Here is a 19627-nt window from a genome sequence, read left to right as displayed (position 1 = left end):
CCGGGGGTTTCAGGCCGGGTACACCGCGCCCAGCACGCGAGGGCCCACGGCGCCCGTCACGCTGGGGAGGTTGCCCGGTGCTCCGTTCAGCGCCTGGCGCGCCAGCCAGGCAAACGCGGCGGCCTCCACCTGTAGGGCGGGCAGGCCCAGCGCATCGGTGGCCACCACCTGCAAGGACGGGCAGGCAGCCTGCAGCCGCTGCATGAGCTGGCCATTGAGCGCGCCACCGCCGCATACAGCCAGGGTTTTGCTATTGTTTAGATAGCTGTTGGCGCATATTGCACTAGCGCTTGCGGTGAATTCGGTCAATGTAGCCTGCACATCGGCCGCAGCAGCCTGCACAAAGGGCTGCAGGTGTGCGGCCAGCCAGGCGGGGTTGAACAGGTCGCGCCCTGTGCTCTTGGGGGGCGCCTTGTGCAAATAGGGCTCCTGCAGCAACGCGGCCAGCAGGCCCGGCAGCACCTGTCCGGTGGCAGCCCAGGCGCCGTCCTTGTCAAACGGCTGGCCCGTGTGCTGCTGGCACCAGTGGTCCATCAGGGCGTTGCCCGGGCCGCAGTCGAAGCCCAGCACACTGCCATCTGCCTCCAGCACGCTGAGGTTGGAGATGCCGCCAATGTTCAGCACCAGCACCGTCTCGTCCGGCCGGCCGAACACGCCCTGGTGGAAGGCGGGCACCAGCGGCGCACCTTGGCCGCCTGCGGCCACGTCGCGGCTGCGCAGGTCGGCTACTACGGTGATGCCTGTCAGCTCGGCTAGCAGGGCGGGGCTGCCCAGCTGCAGGGTGTAGCCTGTGCCGTCAAATTCCTGGGGGCGGTGTCGCACCGTCTGCCCGTGGGCGCCTATCGCTCGGATGGCGCTTGCCGGGTGGCCACTGCGCTGCAGCAGGGTGTGCACCACCTCGGCGTAGGCTCGGGATAGCGCATTGCCTGCGAGGGCTGCGCGGTGCAGCTCGTTGTCGCCGGGGGTGTTGAGGGCCAGCAGCTCGGCGCGCAGTGCGGGGGCAAAGGCGGCGCTGGCGTGGTGCGTGACCCGCAGGCGCGGGCCTGAGAAATCGGCCAGCACCCCGTCGATCCCGTCGAGCGAGGTGCCCGACATCAGGCCGATGTACAGATCGGACATGGCCTTGACGGGTGGGGTGCGTCGTTGGTACGCCGGGATCAGTCTGCGCTGGCCTGCTCAATGAGCGCGGCCGCGTTCAGTTGAACGCGCATGTTGGCAGCTAGGCGGTCAAACGCAGGGCGCGCGGCTGCAGACACCGGTGCGGCGGCTTCGCTCTGGGCGACGATGGTCATCGGGTCCTGGTGCACGCCATTGACGCGGAACTCGAAGTGCAGGTGCGGGCCGGTGGCCCAGCCGGTGGCGCCCACGGCGCCCAGCGTCTGGCCTTGCTCGACCGACTGACCCTGGCGCACGTCGATGCGGCTCAGGTGGGCATACACGGTGACGTGCTGGTTGCGGTGCTTGACGAACACCACGTTGCCGTAGCCGTTCTGCACACCCGCAAACTCCACCACGCCATCACCCACGGTGCGCACGGCGGTGCCTGTGGGGGCTGCAAAGTCGGTGCCCAGGTGGGCGCGCCAGGTTTGCAGGATGGGGTGCAGGCGCATCTTGAAGCCGCTGGTCACGCGCGAGAACTCGACGGGCGAGGTCAGGTAGGCGCGGCGCATGCTTTCACCGTCCAGCGTGTAGTAGGCGCCCTTGGCGGCGTTGGGCTCCTGGAACCAGATGGCCTGGTGGGTCTTGCCGTTGTTGACGAACTCGGCGCTCAGCACGCGGCCGCTGGACAGAGGCTCGCCGTCGGCTTCCAGGGTTTCGTACACCACCGAGAAGCGGTCGCCCTTGCGCAGCGAGCGGCGGAAGTCGATGTTGCCCGAGAACAGTTCGGCCACCTGCACGGCCACGGCGTCGGGTATGTTCGACGCGTCGGTGGCGGCAAACAGCGAACTGTGGATGATGCCGCCCGCCAGACGGCTGTTGGTCGTCATCTTGGCGGTTTCGATGCGGGTCGCAAACTTGTTGTCGCCCGTGCGCTCGACGATCAGGCGGCGGAAGTTGCCGCTGTCGTCCGGCACCCAGCGCACTGTCAGGCGGATCAGGCGGTGGTCGTCGGTGGTTTCGGCTGACACGATGCGGCCCGTGCGGCCCAGCACGTTCTGGCGCACCGGCGTGTCGCTGCGCATGAAGGCGGCGGCGGCCGGGTCGGCCACGCCCATGCGCTGCAGCAGCGACTCGGGCGTGTCACTGCTGCGCACCTGTTCGGAGCGGAACAGCGAAAAGCTGGGAGCATCCATTTGGCCCAGCACCATGTTCTCGGCCAGCGACTCGACCGGGTAGTTCACCATGCGCACCGGCAGCTCGGCCGGATCGGGTGCAAAGGAGGCCACGGCGAATGCGCCGCCGCCACCCGTCAGCAGGATGGCTGCGACGGCGGCGGTGATGCGTTTGGGATGTTGCTGGATTGTGCGGGACAGCCGGTCAAGCAAAGCGATGCTGGCGGTGCGGACCGTAGTGAGGCCGTGAATCAAAGGTCTATCCCCAGGGTGATTGCGGTTCCGTGGCACACCCCCGGTGCGTATGCGGGGCGGGGCCAGGAGCACAGACTGTCAGGCTGCAGCCATTCGACAGGTTGATGAAAAACAGGTCGAAACGGCGGGCCCACTAGAATCCGCCTCTGCAATGTGGGCTGAAGTATAGCGGTGCATGCTGTCTAGACATCCCAAAAAACCCTTATGAATCAATCTGCTGTTACAACAACCCCGGTCTCTGATGGTGTAAGACAAGCCCTCGAAATCTCGCTGCGCGGTGTGCAAGAGCTGCTGCCACAGGACGAATGGGTCAAGAAGCTGGCGCGCTCGGAGGCCACCGGCCAGCCGCTGCGCATCAAGCTGGGCCTGGACCCCACGGCCCCCGACATCCACATCGGCCACACGGTGGTGCTGAACAAGATGCGGCAATTGCAAGATCTGGGCCACCAGGTCATCTTTTTGATCGGCGACTTCACCAGCCTGATCGGTGACCCCTCGGGCCGCAACAGCACGCGCCCTCCGCTCACGCCCGAGCAGATCAAGGTGAATGCCGAGACTTATTACAAGCAGGCCAGCATGGTGCTGGACCCGGCCAAGACCGAGATCCGCTACAACAGCGAGTGGAGCGAGCCCCTGGGTGCGAGCGGCATGATCCAGCTGGCCTCCCGCTACACCGTGGCCCGGATGATGGAGCGCGACGACTTCCACAAGCGCTTCACCACCGGCCAGTCCATCGCGGTGCATGAGTTCTTGTACCCGCTGATGCAGGGCTACGACTCGGTGGCTTTGAAGAGCGACCTGGAACTGGGCGGCACGGACCAGAAGTTCAACCTGCTCATGGGCCGCCACCTGCAGCAGGAATACGGCCAGGAGCCGCAGTGTGTGCTCACCATGCCGCTGCTGGTGGGCCTGGACGGCGTGGACAAGATGTCCAAGTCCAAGAACAACTACATCGGCATCGCCGAAGACGCCAACACCATGTTTGCCAAGGTGCTGTCGATCAGCGACACCCTGATGTGGGACTGGTTCACCCTGCTGTCGTTCAAGAGCCTGGCCGAGATCGCCGCGCTCAAGGCCGAGGTGGAAGGCGGGCGCAACCCCAAGGACGCCAAGGTGATGCTGGCCAAGGAGATCACCACGCGCTTCCACAGCGCTGCCGCCGCCGACGCGGCGGAGCAGGACTTCATCAACCGCAGCAAGGGCGGCGTGCCCGATGAGATCCCTGAGGTGAGCCTGTCGGGCGCGCCGCTGGGCATTGGTGCGCTGCTCAAGCAGGCCAACCTGGCCCCCTCGACCAGCGAGGCCAACCGCCTGATCGATGGCGGCGGCGTGCGCGTGGAAGGCAGCGTGGTCAGCGACAAGGGCTTGAAGCTGGCCGCCGGCACTTACGTGGTGCAGGTGGGCAAGCGCAAGTTTGCACGGGTAACGTTGGCCTGATTTGGGGTCAAAACAGCCGCAAGCGCTAGAAAAATATGCGCTGGCAGCTATCAAAATGAAAGCGCTGGGACCGCAAGGCCCAGCGCTTTTTTCATGATCCATCCAGGTTGTCGTTCAGGTCCGGGTCGGGCACATCGCCAATCGCCTGACGGGTGGCCTCGGCCTGCACCTGCAGCCAGGCGCAGAAGGCCTTGATCTCCGGCCGGTTGACGCTGCGCGGCCCCACCATGAGCCAGTAGGCCAGGGGCGAGTCGATGCGGTGGCCGGGCAGCACCTCCACCAGGTCGCCCGCAGCCAGCGCATCGGCAATCAGCGGCATCCGGGCCAGCGCCAGGCCCTGGCCGGCCAGCGCGGCCTGCACGATCTGGTGGGCGTAGTTGAAGTACAGCCAGCGCTGGGGCTGGAGCTTGGTCAGGTCGCGGGTGTCGAACCAGCGGCGCCAGCTCAGGTATTCCAGGTAGTGCGTGCGGTGGGCGTCGCCCGCCTCGATCAGGGTGAACTGCGCCACATCGGCGGGGGTGCGCAGCGGCTTGCCGCTTTTGAGCAGCCAGGGGCTAGCCACCACGGCCAGTTGCTCGCCAAACAGGCGGATGCCGCCCTGCGTGGCACCGGCAGGCATGGCATAGCGCAAGGCCAGGTCCACGTCCGACGTTTCGAGGTCCACCTGCACGTCGCTCGCATCAATGCGGATGTCGATGCCCGGGTTGTCACGTTGGAACTCCTCCATGCGCGGGATCAGCCACATCGATGCAAAACTGGCCCAGGTGGTGATGGCCACGCTGCGTCGCCCGGCCGTCTGGCGCACCAGGCGCACGGCGGCGTCCATGCGCTCCAGTGCCGGGCCCACGGCGCGCTGCAGTTGCGCGCCCGCGCTGGTCAGCTCCACCGCGCGTGTGTGGCGCAGGAACAGGGGCACGCCCACTTCTTCTTCCAGCGCCTGGATCTGGCGGCTCACGGCCGACTGGGTAAGGGCCAGCTCGTCGGCCGCCGCGCGGAAGTTGAGGTGCTTGGCCACGGCCAGGAAGGCGCGCCAGTGCCCTGTGGCCACGGGCCGGGTGCGCAAGACGGCGGGGGAGTATTCGGCAGAGGTCATGGCGGCATTCCTGCAAAGGATGATTCATGCGTCGATGGAATGAATAGCGTACCGCGTTTTCATTGGACTGTGTACGGTGCAAGGCGCACCATTCAGGCTCCTCAACACGTTTTGCTGAAGCCAAGGAGCCTGTCATGTCCGCCCGCAACGTTCTGGAATCGCAACAATCCGTCCACGCCGCCACGGCTGGCCGTCGCGCGGCCGGTTGCTGGAAACTGGCTACAGGCCAAGCCTTGTCCTTGCGGCCCCACTCCCATGGCGTGCTGCAGATCGCCCAGGGGCAGGCGTGGGTCACCTTGCGCGGCACATTGGCGGACCTGCCGGGCGCCGCGGTGGACCATGTGCTGCAGCCGGGCGAACAGCTGGCGGTTGCACCGGGGCAGCATGTGGTGATGGAGGCGTGGAACCACCAGGGCAGCGCGGAGGCCGTGGCCTTCCGCTGGGATGCGCTGCCAGCCTCTGCGCTGACAAGGCCCGCCAGCCAGGCCGCCCGGGACTGGGAATGTGGCGTGGTGCAGCCGCTGCGCGACTTGGGACAGGCGCTGGGACAGGGCGGCCGTGCGCTGGGCACGGCGCTGGCCGGTGTGGCGGGCGCTGGGGGCCGGTTTGCCGCTGGCCTGGCCCGGTTTGCTCTGCTTCGGATAGCAGCACCGCTACAGCGCAGGACCGTTTGAGCGGCTCATGCAGGAAAAGCATCAATCGGTGCCGTGCTTTTCATTGGACGTTGTTCTGCAACCGGCGCACCATACGGTCATATTAGGGTTAACCCGGAGAAAGTCATGACAACCTCTCACGCTTTGCATCTGTTTGCATCTTCCCGCGCCACGGGCGCTGCCGCCGGTGAGGCGGGGCAGGTGGCCGCAGGCGCCGCCGTCACCCTGGCCCCCAAGGCCGCGATGACCCTGCGCATTGCCGAAGGCCAGGCCTGGGTCACGCTGGGCCAGGGTCTTGGCGACGGCAGCGACATGTTCCTGTGCGCAGGTCAGTCGCTGCCCGTGGCGGCTGGCCAGGCGGTGGTGGTTGAACCCCTGAACGGCCGCCGCCTGCAGTACCGCTGGGTGCGCGGCGATGCCGCCGATGCACGCCCTGCCGCCTGGTGGCGCCGCGCGTCGGTGGGCAATGGGGCGCCTGCCTGGGGCGACGCCTGCTGCGCCTGATTTGATCCCTGGGGCGCCTTGCCCCCGGTGATGTGACTCTCGAAGGGCTGCCGGTGCTTGTTGAACAAGCGCTGGCAGCCCTTTTTTTATCGGTCCGAAGGGCTGGGGGTACCGTCTTCCAGCCAGTCTGTCAGCTGCGTCTGCAGCGTCTGCATCAGCTCGTTCGACAACGCGGGCTGGGCCGCTGCGGTGGCGCGCGCCAGCACCATCCCGCCCACCATGGTGGCCAGCACATGGATGGCGCGGGCGCGGTCTTGCGGCGATGGGGCGGCGCTACCGCTCGCATCGGCAGTGCTGTCGGCCAGCAACTGGGCAAACCGCTGGATGTTGCGCTCGATGCCCTGGGCAAACACTTCAGACACCCCGCCGCCCGCCCGCGCGGCGTCCACCGCCAGCGCGGCCACGGGGCAGCCCGAGCCCGGCGCGTCGCGGTGTTCGGGTGAGAGGTAGCGCCGGACGCGGTCGCTCACCGTGGCGTGGGGCCGCTCGCCGTCCAGCACGGGGATGGACCAGTCGAACGCCTGGGTGCACGCCTCCTGCGCCAGTGCTTCTTTGGAGGCGAAATGCCGGTACAGCCCGCCATGCGTCAGCCCGGCATCGCGCGTGATGTCGGCGACGCCCACACCGGTCAGCCCCCGCTCGCGGTACAGGCGGGCGGCTGCGTCCAGGATGCCCTGCCGGTTCTCTGCGGCCTGTGCTTTGGAAACCTTCATGGAAGCCTCTTATTGATTGCGGTCGTACGCAAAATGGGTTTGCGGTTTATGATGACGATTGCAATCATAAAGGTGCAGAACCGCTGCACCCAACTGTCTGACGAGGTGAATCCATGCAAAAAGCAAGTGGTGTGTGTAGCAACAAGGGAGTGGCCTGATGCGCCGCGTGGTGGTCACGGGCATGGGCCTGGTGTCGCCGTTGGGCTGTAGCGTGGAGCTGGCCTGGCAGCGCCTGCTGGCCGGGCGCTCCGGCCTGTCGCGCCTGCCGGACGCGGTGACCGAGGGCATTGCCGCCAAGGTCGCCGGGCAGGTGCCCGACGTGGCACAAGACCCCGAGGGCGGCTGGGATGTGGACGCCATCGTTTCGTCCAAAGACCAGCGCAAGATGGACCGCTTCATCCCCTTTGCACTGGGCGCCGCGCAGCAGGCGCTGGCCCAGGCAGGCTGGCCGCCAGCCGACGAGCGGGCGCGTGAGCGCACCGCCACGGTCATCGCCTCGGGCATCGGCGGCTTTGGCGCAATTGCCGAGGCCGTGCGCAACACCGACACGCGCGGGCCGCAGCGCCTGTCGCCGTTCACGGTGCCGTCGTTTTTGGTCAACCTGGCGGCGGGGCAGGTGTCGATCCGCCACGGGCTGAAAGGGCCGCTGGGCGCACCGGTCACTGCGTGCGCCGCCAGCGTGCAGGCGATTGGCGACGCAGCGCGCCTGATCCGCAGCGGCGAGGCCGATGTGGCCGTGTGCGGCGGCAGCGAGGCCGCCATCGACCGGGTGAGCCTGGGCGGCTTTGCAGCGGCCAAGGCACTGGGCACGGCATTCAACGACACGCCCGAGCAGGCCTCACGCCCGTTCGATGCACAGCGCGATGGCTTTGTGATGGGCGAGGGCGCGGGCATGCTGGTGATCGAGGCGCTGGACCACGCGCTGGCGCGCGGCGCGCAGCCGCTGGCCGAGCTGGTGGGCTACGGCACGTCGGCCGACGCGTACCACATCACCTCCGGCCCCGAAGACGGTGACGGCGCCGCGCGCAGCATGCAGGCCGCGCTGGCGCAGGCGGGCCTCACGGCGCAAGACGTGCAGCACCTGAACGCGCACGCCACCTCCACCGGCGTGGGCGACCGGGGCGAGCTTGCCGCCATCCGGCGGGTATTTGGTGCGAACGCGCCGGTGGCCATCAGCTCCACCAAGTCGGCCACGGGCCATCTGCTGGGCGCAGCGGGCGCGGTGGCTGCCATCTTCACGACGCTGGCGCTGCGCGACCAGGTGGTGCCCGGCACGCTGAACCTGCACCAGCCCGATGCGCTGGCCGAGGGGCTGGACCTGGTCGCGCTGCGGCCCCGACCCATGGCCCTCACGCATGCCATGCTCAACGGGTTTGGATTTGGCGGCGTCAACGCTACGCTGATCCTGCGGCGCTGGACCTAGGAATGGTTTAGAGCGACTAACAAAACTCTTCTGGCGTCGTTGCTGTGTCTTGTCGTACTGCTCGTACTGCCTGCGACACAGCGCCTGGCCAGAACCGCTTCGCTGAGTTTTGTTAGCCGCTCTTAGTTGAGAGCGGTGCGAGGCGGCGGGTCAGAGCACCAGCTCGCCCCGCACGGCCTCGAACGCGGCGAGCGCCGCGTCGCCATCCAGCAGCTCCATGCGGGCCAGTGCGTCCACGTCTTCCACGGTGCTGAACGCCAGGCTGAAGTGCTGGAATCGCCGTCCCGCCAGGGGGCCGTGGTGTAACACCTCGACGTTGATGTGGCGGGGGTCGTTGCGGATGCGCTCGATGAGCTTGAGCACGGCTTTTTGCGGGCCCTCCAGCTGCTGGCAAAAGCGCTGTCCGTCAAAGATCAGCAGGCCCGTGATGTCCAGCTCAGCATTCACAAAGCGCGCGCGCCCCGCAATTTCGGCCACCACGCTCAGCGGTTGATCGGGGGCGATGGTGCTCACGTAGAGCACCTCATACAGGGCGGGGGATAGATTCATAGATGCAGCCCAATGTAGGGGGCGCAGGGTGCCCGCGCAATGTCAAAAGACATAGAGGCGACAGCGATGGCGCATCGCGTGCAGCTTTGTTGCAACGAGCTGTTTCGGCATGATTCCCGTCCCTAGAATCGCTCCTTCATGAACGCCACCTTGCCCGCCCATGTCTGTCCTCCGGCCTGCACCAATTGCCGGCTGCGCAAGACCGGTGCATTCACCGCCGTGAAGCCGGAGGTGCTGGACTTCATCCAGGGCTTTCGCAGCGAGACCATGGCGGTGGAAGCCGGCGGTGCGCTGGTGCGCGAGAACCAGACCAACGCCAAGCTGTTCACGCTGTATTCCGGCTGGGCATTTCGCTACAAGACGCTGAGTGACGGGCGCCGCCAGATCCTCAACTTCTTGCTGCCCGGCGATCTGGTCGGGCTGCAGCAGGAGTTTGGCGATGTATCGGCGCACGGCATCGAGGCGCTGACCGACTGCTCGCTGTGCGTGTTCCAGAACGACAGCCTGTGGGCGCTGTTCCGTGAACACCCGCGTCTGGGCTACGACATCACCTGGCTGTCGGCGCACGAGGAGGGCCATGTGGACGACAACCTGCTCACCGCTGGCCGCCGCAACGCCACCGAGCGCGTGGCCATGCTGCTGATGCACCTGTACCGGCGGCTCGACCGCATCGGGCTGGTGGAGGAGGGCTCGGTGGCGTTCCCGCTCAACCAGCAGCACATTGCCGACGCGCTCGGGCTGTCGCTGGTGCACACCAACAAGACGCTGCGGCGCCTGGCCCAGCTCGGCCTGCACGAGCTGAAAAACGGGCGGCTGCGCCTGCTCAACACCCGCGCGCTGGCGCGCATTGCCGAGTACTACGACACGCCGCCCCGGCTGATGCCGCTGTTGTAGCGCCAGGTTTTGGTTCAAATAGGCCGCAAGCGATAGTCAATCATGTGCAGGCAGCTATTGTTTATGTAGCATCTTGCGCCCCGTGGGCCGCAGCCGATAATCCAGTCAATGCCCCCGCGCCGGGCGTGTGCTGCGCAACCCCCTTCCATTTTCATGACCCCAATCGACATCCTCATCATGGCGGCCGGCAAAGGCACGCGCATGAAAAGCCGCATCCCCAAAGTGCTGCAGCGCCTGGCCGGGCGCCCGCTGCTGCACCACGTGCTGGATCAGGCCGCGCACCTGCAGGCACGCAGCGCCATCGTCATCACCGGCCATGGTGCTACAGAAGTAGAAGCAGCTACCGCAAGCGCGACTAGCGCTACCGGCACTTTTGACTTGAAATTCGTACGCCAGGAGCCCCAACTGGGCACCGGCCATGCCGTGCAGCAAGCCGTGCCCCACCTGCGGGACGACGGCACGGCCGTGGTGCTGTCGGGGGATGTGCCGCTGACGCAGGCCGACACCCTGCGCGCGCTGGTGGCGGCCAGCGAAGGCGACAAGCTGGCCCTGCTGACGGTGACCCTGCCCGACCCCACGGGCTATGGCCGCATCGTGCGCAACGCCGACGGCGCCGTGCAAGGCATCGTCGAGCACAAGGACGCCACCGACGCCCAGCGCGCCATCACCGAGGTCTACAGCGGCATCATGGCCGTGCCGGCGCGGCGGCTCACGCCCTGGCTGGCAAGGCTGACCAACCACAACGCGCAGGGCGAGTACTACCTCACCGACATCGTTGCCATGGCCGTGGCCGACGGCGTGCCCGTGGTGGCCCACCGCATCACCGACGCGCTGCAGGTGGCGGGCGTCAACAGCCCGCTGCAACTGGCCGAGTTGGAGCGCGCCCACCAATTGCGCCAAGCCCGCGCGCTGATGGAGCAAGGTGTGCGCCTGGCCGACCCGGCCCGCTTTGACCTGCGCGACGACACCCGCACCGGCGTGCGCGGCGAACTGGTCTGCGGCCAGGACGTGGAGATTGACGTGAATTGCGTCTTCACCGGCCGCGTGGAACTGGGCGAGGGGGTGAGCATTGGCGCCAACTGCTGCATTGCCAACGCACGCATTGCGGCAGGCGCAGTTATCCACCCCTACACCCACATCGACGGCGAAAAGGCCGGCGCCGCCGTGGGCGAGGGCGCCTTGATCGGCCCCTTTGCCCGCCTGCGCCCCGGCGCGCAGCTGGGCCGCGAAGTGCACATCGGCAACTTTGTGGAAGTGAAGAACAGCACGCTGGCCGACGGCGCCAAGGCCAACCACCTGGCTTACCTGGGCGACGCCACTGTGGGCGAGCGTGTGAACTACGGGGCAGGCAGCATCACCGCCAACTACGACGGCGCCAACAAGCACCGCACGGTGATCGAGGCCGATGTGCACATCGGTAGCAACTGTGTACTGGTGGCCCCCGTCACCATCGGCGCAGGCGGCACGGTGGGCGGCGGCAGCACCATCACCAAGAGCACGGCGCCCGGCGCGCTGAGCGTGGCACGCGGCAAGCAGGTGAGCATTGCCAACTGGTCCCGCCCCGCCAAACAACCCAAGCCATGAACGAGTCAGGCACCGGCGTCGATCACGAACTGCAGCAACTGCGCGCCGACTTGGCCCGCAGCCAGCAGCAGGTGGCCGACATGGCGGCGGCACAGGAGGAGTTCTTGCGCGCCGTCTCGCACGACCTGCGTGCGCCGCTGCGGCATGTGACGTCGTACGGCACGCTGGTGCGCGAGGTACTGTGCGACCTGCCGCCCGAGGTGGTGCAGGGCGCCGAGGTGCAAGAGGCCCTGGGCTTCCTCGCCACCATGGACCAGTCCGCCCGCCGCATGGGGCTCATGATCGATGGGCTGCAAGCCCTGGTGCGCACCAGCCGGGCACCGCAGCGCCTGCAGCCCGTGCCGCTGGCCGATGCCGTGGCCCAAGCGCGCGCCACACTGGCCCCAGCCGAAGCGGGGCGCGCTGTGGAGTGGCGTGTGGCTGCCGACCTGCCCACGCTGCAAGCCGACCCCGCGCTACTGCAGGATCTGCTGGTGCAGCTGCTGGGCAACGCCCTCAAGTTCACCCGCCCCGTGGCTCAGCCGTGCATCACGGTGTTGGCGGATGCCGCACCGGTGGGCCAGGTTGCCTTCACGGTGCAGGACAACGGCGTGGGCTTTGACCCGGCGCGCGCGGGCAGCTTGTTCGGCGTGTTCCAGCGCCTGCACCGCGAGATGGAGTTCGAGGGGGTGGGCACGGGGCTCGCACTGTGCCGCGCCATTGCGCAGCGCCACGGCGCACAGATCAGCGCGACGGCGGTGCCGGGCGCTGGTTGCACGGTGCGGGTGAGTTGGCCGGTGAATCCAGCAGTCGCCAAGGAGTCCTGAAGCCGGCCGCAGTGCTGGCTGCTACACCGCCGGCACCAGCGCTGGCTCCATGCACCCCGCCACTTGATTGCGTCCGCCGTTTTTGGCGACGTACAGCGCCGCATCCGCTGCGTCGATCCACGCACGCAGGCTGCTGTGGCGGTGGTCGGCCGGGGCCACGCCGATGCTGCTGGTGATGCGCAGTTCGGGCAGGCTGCGCAGGCGCACGCCTTCTGTCTGCTCGCGGATGCGCTGGGCAATGGCCAGGGCGTCGCGCGCATGCATGCCGGGCAGCACGATGGCGAACTCGTCCCCGCCATAACGCCCCGCGCAGTCACCGGCGCGCACATTGCCCCGCACCACATGCGCCAGCGCGCGGATGACCTCATCACCCACGGTGTGGCCGTAGGCGTCGTTGATCTCCTTGAAATGGTCGATGTCCAGCATCAGCATGCAGGCGGGTTCGTCGGTGGTGTGGTGGCGGCGCAGTGCGGCCTCTGCCTGCTCTTGCCAGTGGCCGCGCCCGAACAGGCCGGTCAGTGCGTCCACGCGGCGCAGTTCGTCCAGCATCTGGTTCTGGCGCGCGGACTGCCGGATGAGCTGGTAGCTGACGGCGCTGACCGACAGCGTGTGCAGCGACATCACCGGCAGGCAGGCCACCATCACGCGCATGGAAGTCTCGGGCGCCCAGTGCAGCCCCATGACCGCAGTGCTGGCCACACCGGCCGCCAGCATCACCCACAGGGCGCGCACCCACAGCCCCCGGATGCCGGTGGTGATCTTGTCCACCATGGTCAGGGTCAGCAACATCACGCTGGGCAGCAGGTTGAAGTGCATCAGCGGCACCAGCGCAGCGACCAGCGCCGAGTCGATGAGCAGGTTGCGCACCTCGGCGGCGTACGGGTCGGCCGCGCGGCGGGTGAGCAGGTAGGCCACGTGCGGCCACACCAGCGTGGCCAGCAACAGCGCCGTCCAGGCCAGGGGGGATGCCTGGCGCTCCCACAGCACCGTCGCCACCACCATGCCGCCCAGCCCCATGCCCAGGATGCGCAAGGGGTAGATGCGGCGTGGCATCTGGCGGCGGGGCGTCGGCATGGGGGTGCAGGAGAAGGGCGGTGCTGCCACGCGGGCATCCACCGGCCAGGTAGGTTGAAAGTGCGGGGGAGCTTACAACGCCCGTTCAGGCGATACCAGCAAGAAATGACCGTGGTCCATTCCCATCAGTCGCATGGAGGACGTTGCTGGTGGTGAGGCGTGCTGCGGGGCCTGTCAGGGGTGGGGCTGAGGGGCGAGGTGGTGAGAAGGCACCCTTGAGGATTCAGATGGGTTTGCTAACAAATTGATAGCGGATAGCGCATATCAATCTAGCGCTACCGGCACTTTGGTCTCAAATTTGGCCCGCCGGGTTGCAAAGAACGCCTTCACATTGCGCACGTTGGCATCGCCGGTGAACAGCCGCTGCGACAGCGCCAGGTAGCCCGGCATGTCCCGCGTGTGCACCACCAGCACAAAGTCCGGCCCGGGCGAGACGCGCCAGCACTGCTGCACGGCGGCCTCCTGCACGGCGCGGGCTTCGAAGGCGTCGAGCTGTTCGGCCCCCTGGCGGTCTAGCGAAACCTCCACGATGCACGCCAGCCCGTGGCCTTGCAGGGCAGCCAGCCGGTCGGGCTGCAGGATGGCCACCTGCCGCTCGATCAGCCCCGCATCGTGCAGGCGCTTGACGCGGCGCAGGCAGGTGGGGGGCGACACGTGCACCTGTTCGGCCAGGGCCTGGTTGCTTTGCGCGGCATCGGTCTGCAACAGGTTGAGCAGTTGCAAGTCAATGGCATCGAGTGATATGGATTCCATTAAAAATCAAAAAATGAACAGAAATTTCACCACTAATGATTGGTGAAATTAAAGTTCATATTTCTATAAATATCAATCAATAATTTTTTTGCGCGCTGCCTACTATCGCCGCATCCCATCACATTCCATCCAAAGGCAACCACCATGTGCGGCATCGTCGGCGCAGTCTCTACGCGCAACATCGTTCCCCTCCTCGTGCAGGGCCTGCAGCGGCTTGAATACCGGGGCTATGACTCGTGCGGCGTGGCCGTGCATGCGTCCAGCCTGGACGCCACGCGCCCTGCCGGCCTGCAGCGCGCCCGCAGCACCGCCCGCGTGGCCGAGCTGCTGGAGCAGGTGAGCACCGAACACATCGACGGCGCCACCGGCATCGCCCACACCCGCTGGGCCACCCACGGCGCGCCAGCCGTGCACAACGCCCACCCGCATTTCAGCCACGGCACGGGCGCAGACGCCCATGCGCAGGCCGCAGGCCGGGTGGCGCTGGTGCACAACGGCATCATCGAGAACCACGAAGAGCTGCGTGCCCGCCTGCAGGCACGTGGCTATGTGTTTGCGAGCCAGACCGACACCGAGGTCATCGCCCACCTGGTGGACAGCCACTACAGCGGCGACCTGTTCGACGCCGTGCGGGCCACCGTGGCCGAACTGCATGGCGCCTACGCCATCGCTGTCATGCATAAGGACGAACCCCACCGCGTGGTGGGTGCACGCGCCGGGTCTCCGTTGATCCTGGGCGTGGGCAAGGACGCCACCGGCGCCCCGTCATCGCGCGAGCACTTTTTGGCCAGCGACGCCATGGCCCTGGCGGGCGTCACCGACCAGATCGTCTACCTGGAAGAGGGCGACCTGGTGGACCTGCAGCTGGGCCGCTACTGGATCGTGGGCAAGGACGGTAATGCGCTGACCACCGGGCAGCGCCCCGTGCGCACCGTGCAGGCCCACAGCGGCGCGGCCGAGCTGGGGCCGTATCGCCACTACATGCAAAAGGAAATCTTCGAGCAGCCCCGCGCGATTGCCGACACGCTGGAAGGCCTGGCCGGCATCGTGCCCGAGCTGTTTGATGGCGCAGGCCAGCATGGCGAGCCCGGCGCTGCTGCCTGGCGCGTGTTCAAGGAAATCGACAACGTGCTCATCCTGGCCTGCGGCACCAGCTACTACAGCGGCTGCACCGCCAAATACTGGCTCGAAGAAATCGCGGGCATCCCCACCCAGGTGGAAGTGGCCAGCGAATACCGCTACCGCACCAGCGTGCCCAACCCGCGCACACTGGTCGTCACCATCAGCCAGTCGGGCGAGACGGCCGATACCCTGGCCGCGCTGCGCCACGCGCAGTCCCTGGGCATGCAGCACACGCTCACCATCTGCAACGTCGCCACCAGCGCCATGGTGCGCGAATGCAAGTTGGCCTACATCACCCGCGCTGGGGTCGAGATTGGCGTGGCCAGCACCAAGGCCTTCACCACGCAGCTGGCAGGCCTCTTCTTGCTGACGCTGGCCCTGGCGCAAAGCAAGGGCCGCCTGAGTGAAGAGCAGGAGGCAGCCCACCTCAAGGCCATGCGCCACCTGCCCGTGGCCCTGCAGGCGGTGCTGGCGCTCGAACCCCAGCTCATCAGCTGGGCGGAAGACTTTGCGCGCATGGAGAACGCCCTATTCCTGGGTCGGGGCCTGCACTACCCCATTGCGCTGGAAGGCGCGCTCAAGCTCAAGGAAATCAGCTACATCCACGCCGAGGCCTACCCGGCCGGTGAACTCAAGCACGGCCCCCTGGCCCTGGTGACCAGCGCCATGCCGGTGGTGACGGTAGCGCCCAACGACGCCCTGTTGGAAAAGCTCAAGAGCAACATGCAGGAAGTCCGCGCCCGCGCGGGTGTGCTGTACGTGTTGGCCGATGGCGACACCCACATCGAAAGCAGCGAAGGCATCCACGTGATCCGTATGCCCGAACACTATGGCGCATTGAGCCCATTGCTGCACGTTGTGCCGCTGCAGCTGCTGGCGTACCACACGGCCTGCGCGCGGGGGACGGATGTCGATAAGCCCCGAAATTTGGCCAAGAGCGTTACTGTGGAGTGAGTTGTTGAAAACCCGTTTTTTTGCCAACAACTGACTGATCGATTGGCCAGTTGTTGTTTGCTTTGTGATGCCTCGCCGGTCAGTGTTCAAACCACTGTGCTGAACGCGGGACTGCTGTGATTGCAATTCAGGGATTGCAATACGCGCAGTGGCGAGGATCTGCCAATGCCCGCGTGGCTTTGCTCACTCTGGACTGGTATTCGCAGCGTGGGCACGACCACACCTCAGCGCGGCAGGATGCGGTAGGCCGTCCACACGCAGAGCAGGCAAGCCCCGGTATGCGTTTGGTGACCCAGTAACCTGGGGTGTTGCAGGTCGGGCAGCTGGACTGCAATCGCTGCAGCAAGTCCTGCGCAGCTTGCTCGATGAGGCGCATGCGGGTGGGGTTGGCAAAGGCCCTCAGGTCCGTCTCCACAAAGACCTGGCGGTTGCTGGCCTGGGCTTGGCAGGCGTCGAAGCAGTGCCGCAACCGGTCCCAGTCCGCGATGCCTTTGTGCATGCGGGTGTCGTCCTGGCTCTCCGGGCGCAGCACCAGTTGGTGCTGTGGGAAGCCCTCGCGCTGCGCAAATGCCTCCACGGCACTCCAGTCATCGCTCAGCAGGTGCCCGCTGCGCGCAGGCCCTTGTGCCATGCCGACGACCTCAATGCCCAGGCGGTCGTCCAGCCAGGCGATCAGCTCCACGTTCCAGGGCACCATGCCTGTGAACGGATCGGGACCAAAGCTGCCCTCGCTGGCCAGGCCGGCATCGAGGCCGGAAAGCTCCATGCCCTTGCGGGCTTTGCTCCGTGCTGCATCCAGTTGCGAGCCCGCACGTGCCGTTTCGCGGGTGAAGGTGCCCAGCAGGTCGGTATCGAACCCGCTGACGTGTTCAATCGTGCAACCCAGACCCGGCTCCAGCGCGGGCGCGATGACCCGCTCCTTGCCATGCTGGGTCAGCAAGGCGATGCGGCGGTCTGCATAGGGGCGTGCACTGGGGTGCATCACCCGTTCTCCGTGTGCAGCGGCTCCCAGACACCCTGGTCATAGCGCATCAGGTCGGCGCCTTCCCACCGCCAGAGGTGCAGCCACCCGTGGTCCACCAGTTGCTTGACGACGGCATGTTGATTTATCACCGCGTTGATGGACCGGCGAGGCGCATCAATCACCACGGTCAACCTCAGCGGTTCGTGGGCCCAGCGCTTCCCGTCGTGCACCGACTGCTGCGACAGGCCGATGCGCAGATCGCCGCCGTTGCCTTCAAAGACGCCGATGTTTCCGCCCACCACGTTGTGCAGCACCTTGTTGCCACTCCCCAGCCGTGTGGGGTCGCAGGTGGATGCGTGGTACTGCCAGTTGATCCAGTGGGTGACCAGCATGGGCGCGGTCATGAGCGCCTCCAGCAGGCTGCCGTCGGGGTCTCTTTGGGCGTCATAGTCGTGCAGAAAGCTGCGTCCTAGCAGTGCTGCGCCCAGCGTCCTGTGCCGGGGTGCGATGACGAAGGCTGCGTTGCCCGCCAGACCCCATTCCGGCCGTGTCTGGGCGCCGTCGTTGGCGCGCCTGCGCAATTGCTTCAGCAAATCGTTGTGCGGCGCCCGTGGGTCGAGGTGCAGGTGCGGCGCCCGTTCTCTGCGGACCTGGTCACTGGCATGGCGCAGCACCGGTTGCAGGCTGTCCCACCGTTGGCGAGCAGCTGGGGGCAGCAGGTCCAGATCAAAGCCCTCGATCTCATCGGTTGTGGTGTTGTGCAGGGCCGCCACGAAGGCTGTGGACTCCGGAATGGCGATGCCTTGTTCCGCCAGGCCCGTACGCACGGCAGGTTCGTTCAGCAGTTGTGCCAGGCTGCGGGCGCTGACTTCGCCGGTCTGGCCGCAGCATGCGCCGCAATCCAGCGCTGCCGCATGGGCGTTGTTGGCCGACTGGCTGCCATGCCCTACCAGCAGTACCAGGGGCGCCAGATATCCGTCCAGCCCCATGGAGCGCAGCACCCGCGCTGCCAGCGACACCTTGGTGCCGATGTCCAGCCCCATGAGCTGGGGCCGGCACAGGGGGCGATAGCGCGCTGGCAAACCTTCCAGTGCATCGTTGGCCCTGGCTTGCCGGGAGGGCCGCAGCCACTGGCCCAACTTGCCCGCATAGCCCACGCCCGCCGCCTCGACAAACGAGAACGCCGCACCTGGCCAGCGGCTGGCAGACAGCCATTGGTCGGCCAGCGCAAAGCGCCTGGAGCGTGCGTTGGTCGCTGCTTCTTGTAGCGTCGCATCGGTCTTCAACGCGCCCGCAGTGGATGGCACGATGCAGTCAGTGGCTTCTACTGCGGGTGCCAACAAGCCCGGCAGGTGGGGCGTGCGAGCGGTGGTGCCCAGCGGTGTGTAGGCGAGGGGCAGGCCGAAAAATCCCGCGAACCCGATGGTCTGTACGGCGGGCCAAATGGCCTCCAGGGACCTCCGCAGTGGCTCGCTGCGCACATCGATACAAAAAGCGGCTTGCACCTCAATCTCGTGCTGGTTGGGCGGGGCACTGCCGGCACCGAGGAGCCGCTGAGCCAGTTGGCGCTGGTAGCCGACTTCCAGAGCTACTTGCCACACTTCGTCGACCAGCAGAGCCTGCTCTGCCCGTTGCAACAAAGCTGGGGCCTGGCCCCAGGCCTGTTGCAGCGCCTGGAAGGCATGGGTGCCTGCGGCATCGTCCTTGCAATGCAGCAGAACCGCACCCCATGCCAGCCGGATCGCCAGCAACTCCCGCAGGTGCGGGTCGGTCGTCTGGTTCAGGTGGGCCTGCCAGCCTAGATAGGCGCACCACGAAGCCCAGCCATTCACCGTCAGCAGCACCGACTCCAGATAGTCTGGCCACACCGCCTTGGGAAGGCGCAGCCTGTGCAGCACCCAGCGTTCGGCGTCTTCCCGGGTGGCGGGCAGAGCCTTCAAGGCCTCGGCGAGGTGTGGCAAGCCCATCAGCAGGCCGATGGAGTGGTCGTGCTGCAGAGTCTCGCGCCAGAACTCATAAAGGCCCTCGGACCGCTGGGGCTGCCAGTCTGCCTGTGTCTGGTCGAAATACGCGGCACAAGTCTGGCTCACCTGGTGGGTGATGGCTTGGCGCCAGGACAAGCGGGTGTGGCGGTGGGGGTCGTTGTCCAGCACATCGATCAGTAGCGGCAATTGCTCCACAGGCTGGGTGTTGTGCAGGGCCTGTACGCAGTCTTCGGCCGTCAACCCGCTGGCTTGCGCCTGAGGCACCTGGCGGATCGCCTGATCAAGGTCCTGGGCGCTGATGCGTCCTTCCGTCCACGCTTGCAGTTGCCGGTCGCGCCCGGGAAAGACCTGAATGCCGCCCAGCGCTGCCATGCGCGCAGCCACCCGGCGCACCGGCATGCCGATGCGCGCCCAGTGCGGGTTGACTGCAATGGCACGGTCCAGGGGCCAGGCCGGTGCGATGGCCTGGCACGCTTGTGCGCAGGCGGTGTCGATGTCGTTGTGCGAGGCCGGGTGCTGCGCGGCGTGCGTGGGCGTTGGCGCCGCGAGCTCCTCGGTGGGGCAGTCGGTCAGTGATTCCATCATCGGGTT

General features: G+C 66.8%; 17 protein-coding genes. 8 read left to right on the top strand and 9 right to left on the bottom strand.

Annotated features, from left to right (window positions below; all coding sequences use genetic code 11):
* Positions 1 to 9: 9 nt before the first annotated feature.
* Together ACOYR4_RS19725 and ACOYR4_RS19720 are read right to left on the bottom strand one after the other, a co-directional pair.
* Positions 10 to 1119: an anhydro-N-acetylmuramic acid kinase gene (locus tag ACOYR4_RS19725; RefSeq protein WP_422847785.1), complete on the bottom strand. Its 1110-nt coding sequence runs from the start codon at positions 1117 to 1119 to the stop codon at positions 10 to 12.
* A 38-nt stretch (positions 1120 to 1157) separates the two neighbouring features.
* Positions 1158 to 2528, bottom strand: coding sequence for a peptidoglycan DD-metalloendopeptidase family protein (locus ACOYR4_RS19720; protein ID WP_422847784.1), 1371 nt, complete (start codon positions 2526 to 2528; stop codon positions 1158 to 1160).
* Between the two features lie 204 nt (positions 2529 to 2732).
* On the opposite strand from ACOYR4_RS19720, the gene tyrS reads away from it, so the two are divergent.
* Positions 2733 to 3965, top strand: coding sequence for a tyrosine--tRNA ligase (tyrS, locus tag ACOYR4_RS19715; RefSeq protein ID WP_060986952.1), 1233 nt, complete (start codon positions 2733 to 2735; stop codon positions 3963 to 3965).
* 91 nt (positions 3966 to 4056) lie between these two features.
* On the opposite strand, the gene ACOYR4_RS19710 is transcribed toward tyrS, so the two are convergent.
* Positions 4057 to 5058 carry a LysR substrate-binding domain-containing protein gene (locus tag ACOYR4_RS19710; RefSeq protein WP_422847783.1) on the bottom strand — a complete coding sequence of 334 codons (1002 nt, stop codon included), beginning with the start codon at positions 5056 to 5058 and terminating at the stop codon, positions 4057 to 4059.
* A gap of 134 nt (positions 5059 to 5192) precedes the next feature.
* Here ACOYR4_RS19710 and ACOYR4_RS19705 point away from each other — a divergent pair, with 134 nt between their 5' ends.
* Positions 5193 to 5732, top strand: coding sequence for a DUF2917 domain-containing protein (locus ACOYR4_RS19705; protein ID WP_422847782.1), 540 nt, complete (start codon positions 5193 to 5195; stop codon positions 5730 to 5732).
* A gap of 105 nt (positions 5733 to 5837) precedes the next feature.
* Positions 5838 to 6215: a DUF2917 domain-containing protein gene (locus ACOYR4_RS19700; protein WP_422847781.1), complete on the top strand. Its 378-nt coding sequence runs from the start codon at positions 5838 to 5840 to the stop codon at positions 6213 to 6215.
* An 86-nt stretch (positions 6216 to 6301) separates the two neighbouring features.
* On the opposite strand, the gene ACOYR4_RS19695 is transcribed toward ACOYR4_RS19700, so the two are convergent.
* The gene (locus tag ACOYR4_RS19695) at positions 6302 to 6928 is read right to left on the bottom strand and encodes a TetR/AcrR family transcriptional regulator (protein WP_422847780.1); all 627 of its coding nucleotides are present in this window, start codon (positions 6926 to 6928) and stop codon (positions 6302 to 6304) included.
* 157 nt (positions 6929 to 7085) lie between these two features.
* Between ACOYR4_RS19695 and fabF the strand changes: the two genes are divergently transcribed.
* Positions 7086 to 8351: a beta-ketoacyl-ACP synthase II gene (fabF, locus tag ACOYR4_RS19690; RefSeq protein WP_422847779.1), complete on the top strand. Its 1266-nt coding sequence runs from the start codon at positions 7086 to 7088 to the stop codon at positions 8349 to 8351.
* A 150-nt stretch (positions 8352 to 8501) separates the two neighbouring features.
* On the opposite strand, the gene ACOYR4_RS19685 is transcribed toward fabF, so the two are convergent.
* The gene (locus tag ACOYR4_RS19685; protein WP_015015707.1) at positions 8502 to 8900 is read right to left on the bottom strand and encodes a BLUF domain-containing protein; all 399 of its coding nucleotides are present in this window, start codon (positions 8898 to 8900) and stop codon (positions 8502 to 8504) included.
* Between the two features lie 138 nt (positions 8901 to 9038).
* Between ACOYR4_RS19685 and ACOYR4_RS19680 the strand changes: the two genes are divergently transcribed.
* The 3 genes from ACOYR4_RS19680 to ACOYR4_RS19670 all read left to right on the top strand — a co-directional run bounded on the left by ACOYR4_RS19680 (position 9039) and on the right by ACOYR4_RS19670 (position 12184).
* The gene (locus ACOYR4_RS19680) at positions 9039 to 9794 is read left to right on the top strand and encodes a Crp/Fnr family transcriptional regulator (RefSeq protein ID WP_422847778.1); all 756 of its coding nucleotides are present in this window, start codon (positions 9039 to 9041) and stop codon (positions 9792 to 9794) included.
* Positions 9795 to 9947: 153 nt separating this feature from the next.
* Complete coding sequence (glmU, locus tag ACOYR4_RS19675) at positions 9948 to 11378, top strand: bifunctional UDP-N-acetylglucosamine diphosphorylase/glucosamine-1-phosphate N-acetyltransferase GlmU (RefSeq protein ID WP_422847777.1); 1431 nt, start codon at positions 9948 to 9950, stop codon at positions 11376 to 11378.
* The gene (locus ACOYR4_RS19670; protein ID WP_422847776.1) at positions 11375 to 12184 is read left to right on the top strand and encodes a sensor histidine kinase; all 810 of its coding nucleotides are present in this window, start codon (positions 11375 to 11377) and stop codon (positions 12182 to 12184) included. Before glmU ends, ACOYR4_RS19670 begins: the two co-directional genes overlap by 4 nt.
* A gap of 21 nt (positions 12185 to 12205) precedes the next feature.
* On the opposite strand, the gene ACOYR4_RS19665 is transcribed toward ACOYR4_RS19670, so the two are convergent.
* Positions 12206 to 13258, bottom strand: coding sequence for a diguanylate cyclase (locus tag ACOYR4_RS19665; protein WP_422847775.1), 1053 nt, complete (start codon positions 13256 to 13258; stop codon positions 12206 to 12208).
* Positions 13259 to 13522: 264 nt separating this feature from the next.
* Positions 13523 to 14011, bottom strand: a complete 489-nt coding sequence (locus ACOYR4_RS19660) for an Lrp/AsnC family transcriptional regulator (RefSeq protein WP_209817989.1) — start codon at positions 14009 to 14011, stop codon at positions 13523 to 13525.
* A 144-nt stretch (positions 14012 to 14155) separates the two neighbouring features.
* On the opposite strand from ACOYR4_RS19660, the gene glmS reads away from it, so the two are divergent.
* Positions 14156 to 16087 carry a glutamine--fructose-6-phosphate transaminase (isomerizing) gene (gene glmS, locus ACOYR4_RS19655; RefSeq protein ID WP_422847774.1) on the top strand — a complete coding sequence of 644 codons (1932 nt, stop codon included), beginning with the start codon at positions 14156 to 14158 and terminating at the stop codon, positions 16085 to 16087.
* Positions 16088 to 16214: 127 nt separating this feature from the next.
* On the opposite strand, the gene ACOYR4_RS19650 is transcribed toward glmS, so the two are convergent.
* Positions 16215 to 17069 carry a DUF6671 family protein gene (locus tag ACOYR4_RS19650; protein WP_422847773.1) on the bottom strand — a complete coding sequence of 285 codons (855 nt, stop codon included), beginning with the start codon at positions 17067 to 17069 and terminating at the stop codon, positions 16215 to 16217.
* On the bottom strand, positions 17069 to 19621 hold the full coding sequence (locus ACOYR4_RS19645; protein ID WP_422847772.1) for a YbcC family protein: 2553 nt from the start codon (positions 19619 to 19621) through the stop codon (positions 17069 to 17071). Before ACOYR4_RS19645 ends, ACOYR4_RS19650 begins: the two co-directional genes overlap by 1 nt.
* Positions 19622 to 19627 lie beyond the last annotated feature (6 nt).

Origin of the sequence: Acidovorax sp. M14 (genome assembly GCF_049331375.1) — a bacterium.
In the GTDB taxonomy this organism is placed as follows: domain Bacteria; phylum Pseudomonadota; class Gammaproteobacteria; order Burkholderiales; family Burkholderiaceae_C; genus Acidovorax.
The sequence above is the reverse complement of the archived record's forward strand: the minus strand, read 5'-3'. Positions and strand labels throughout refer to the sequence as shown.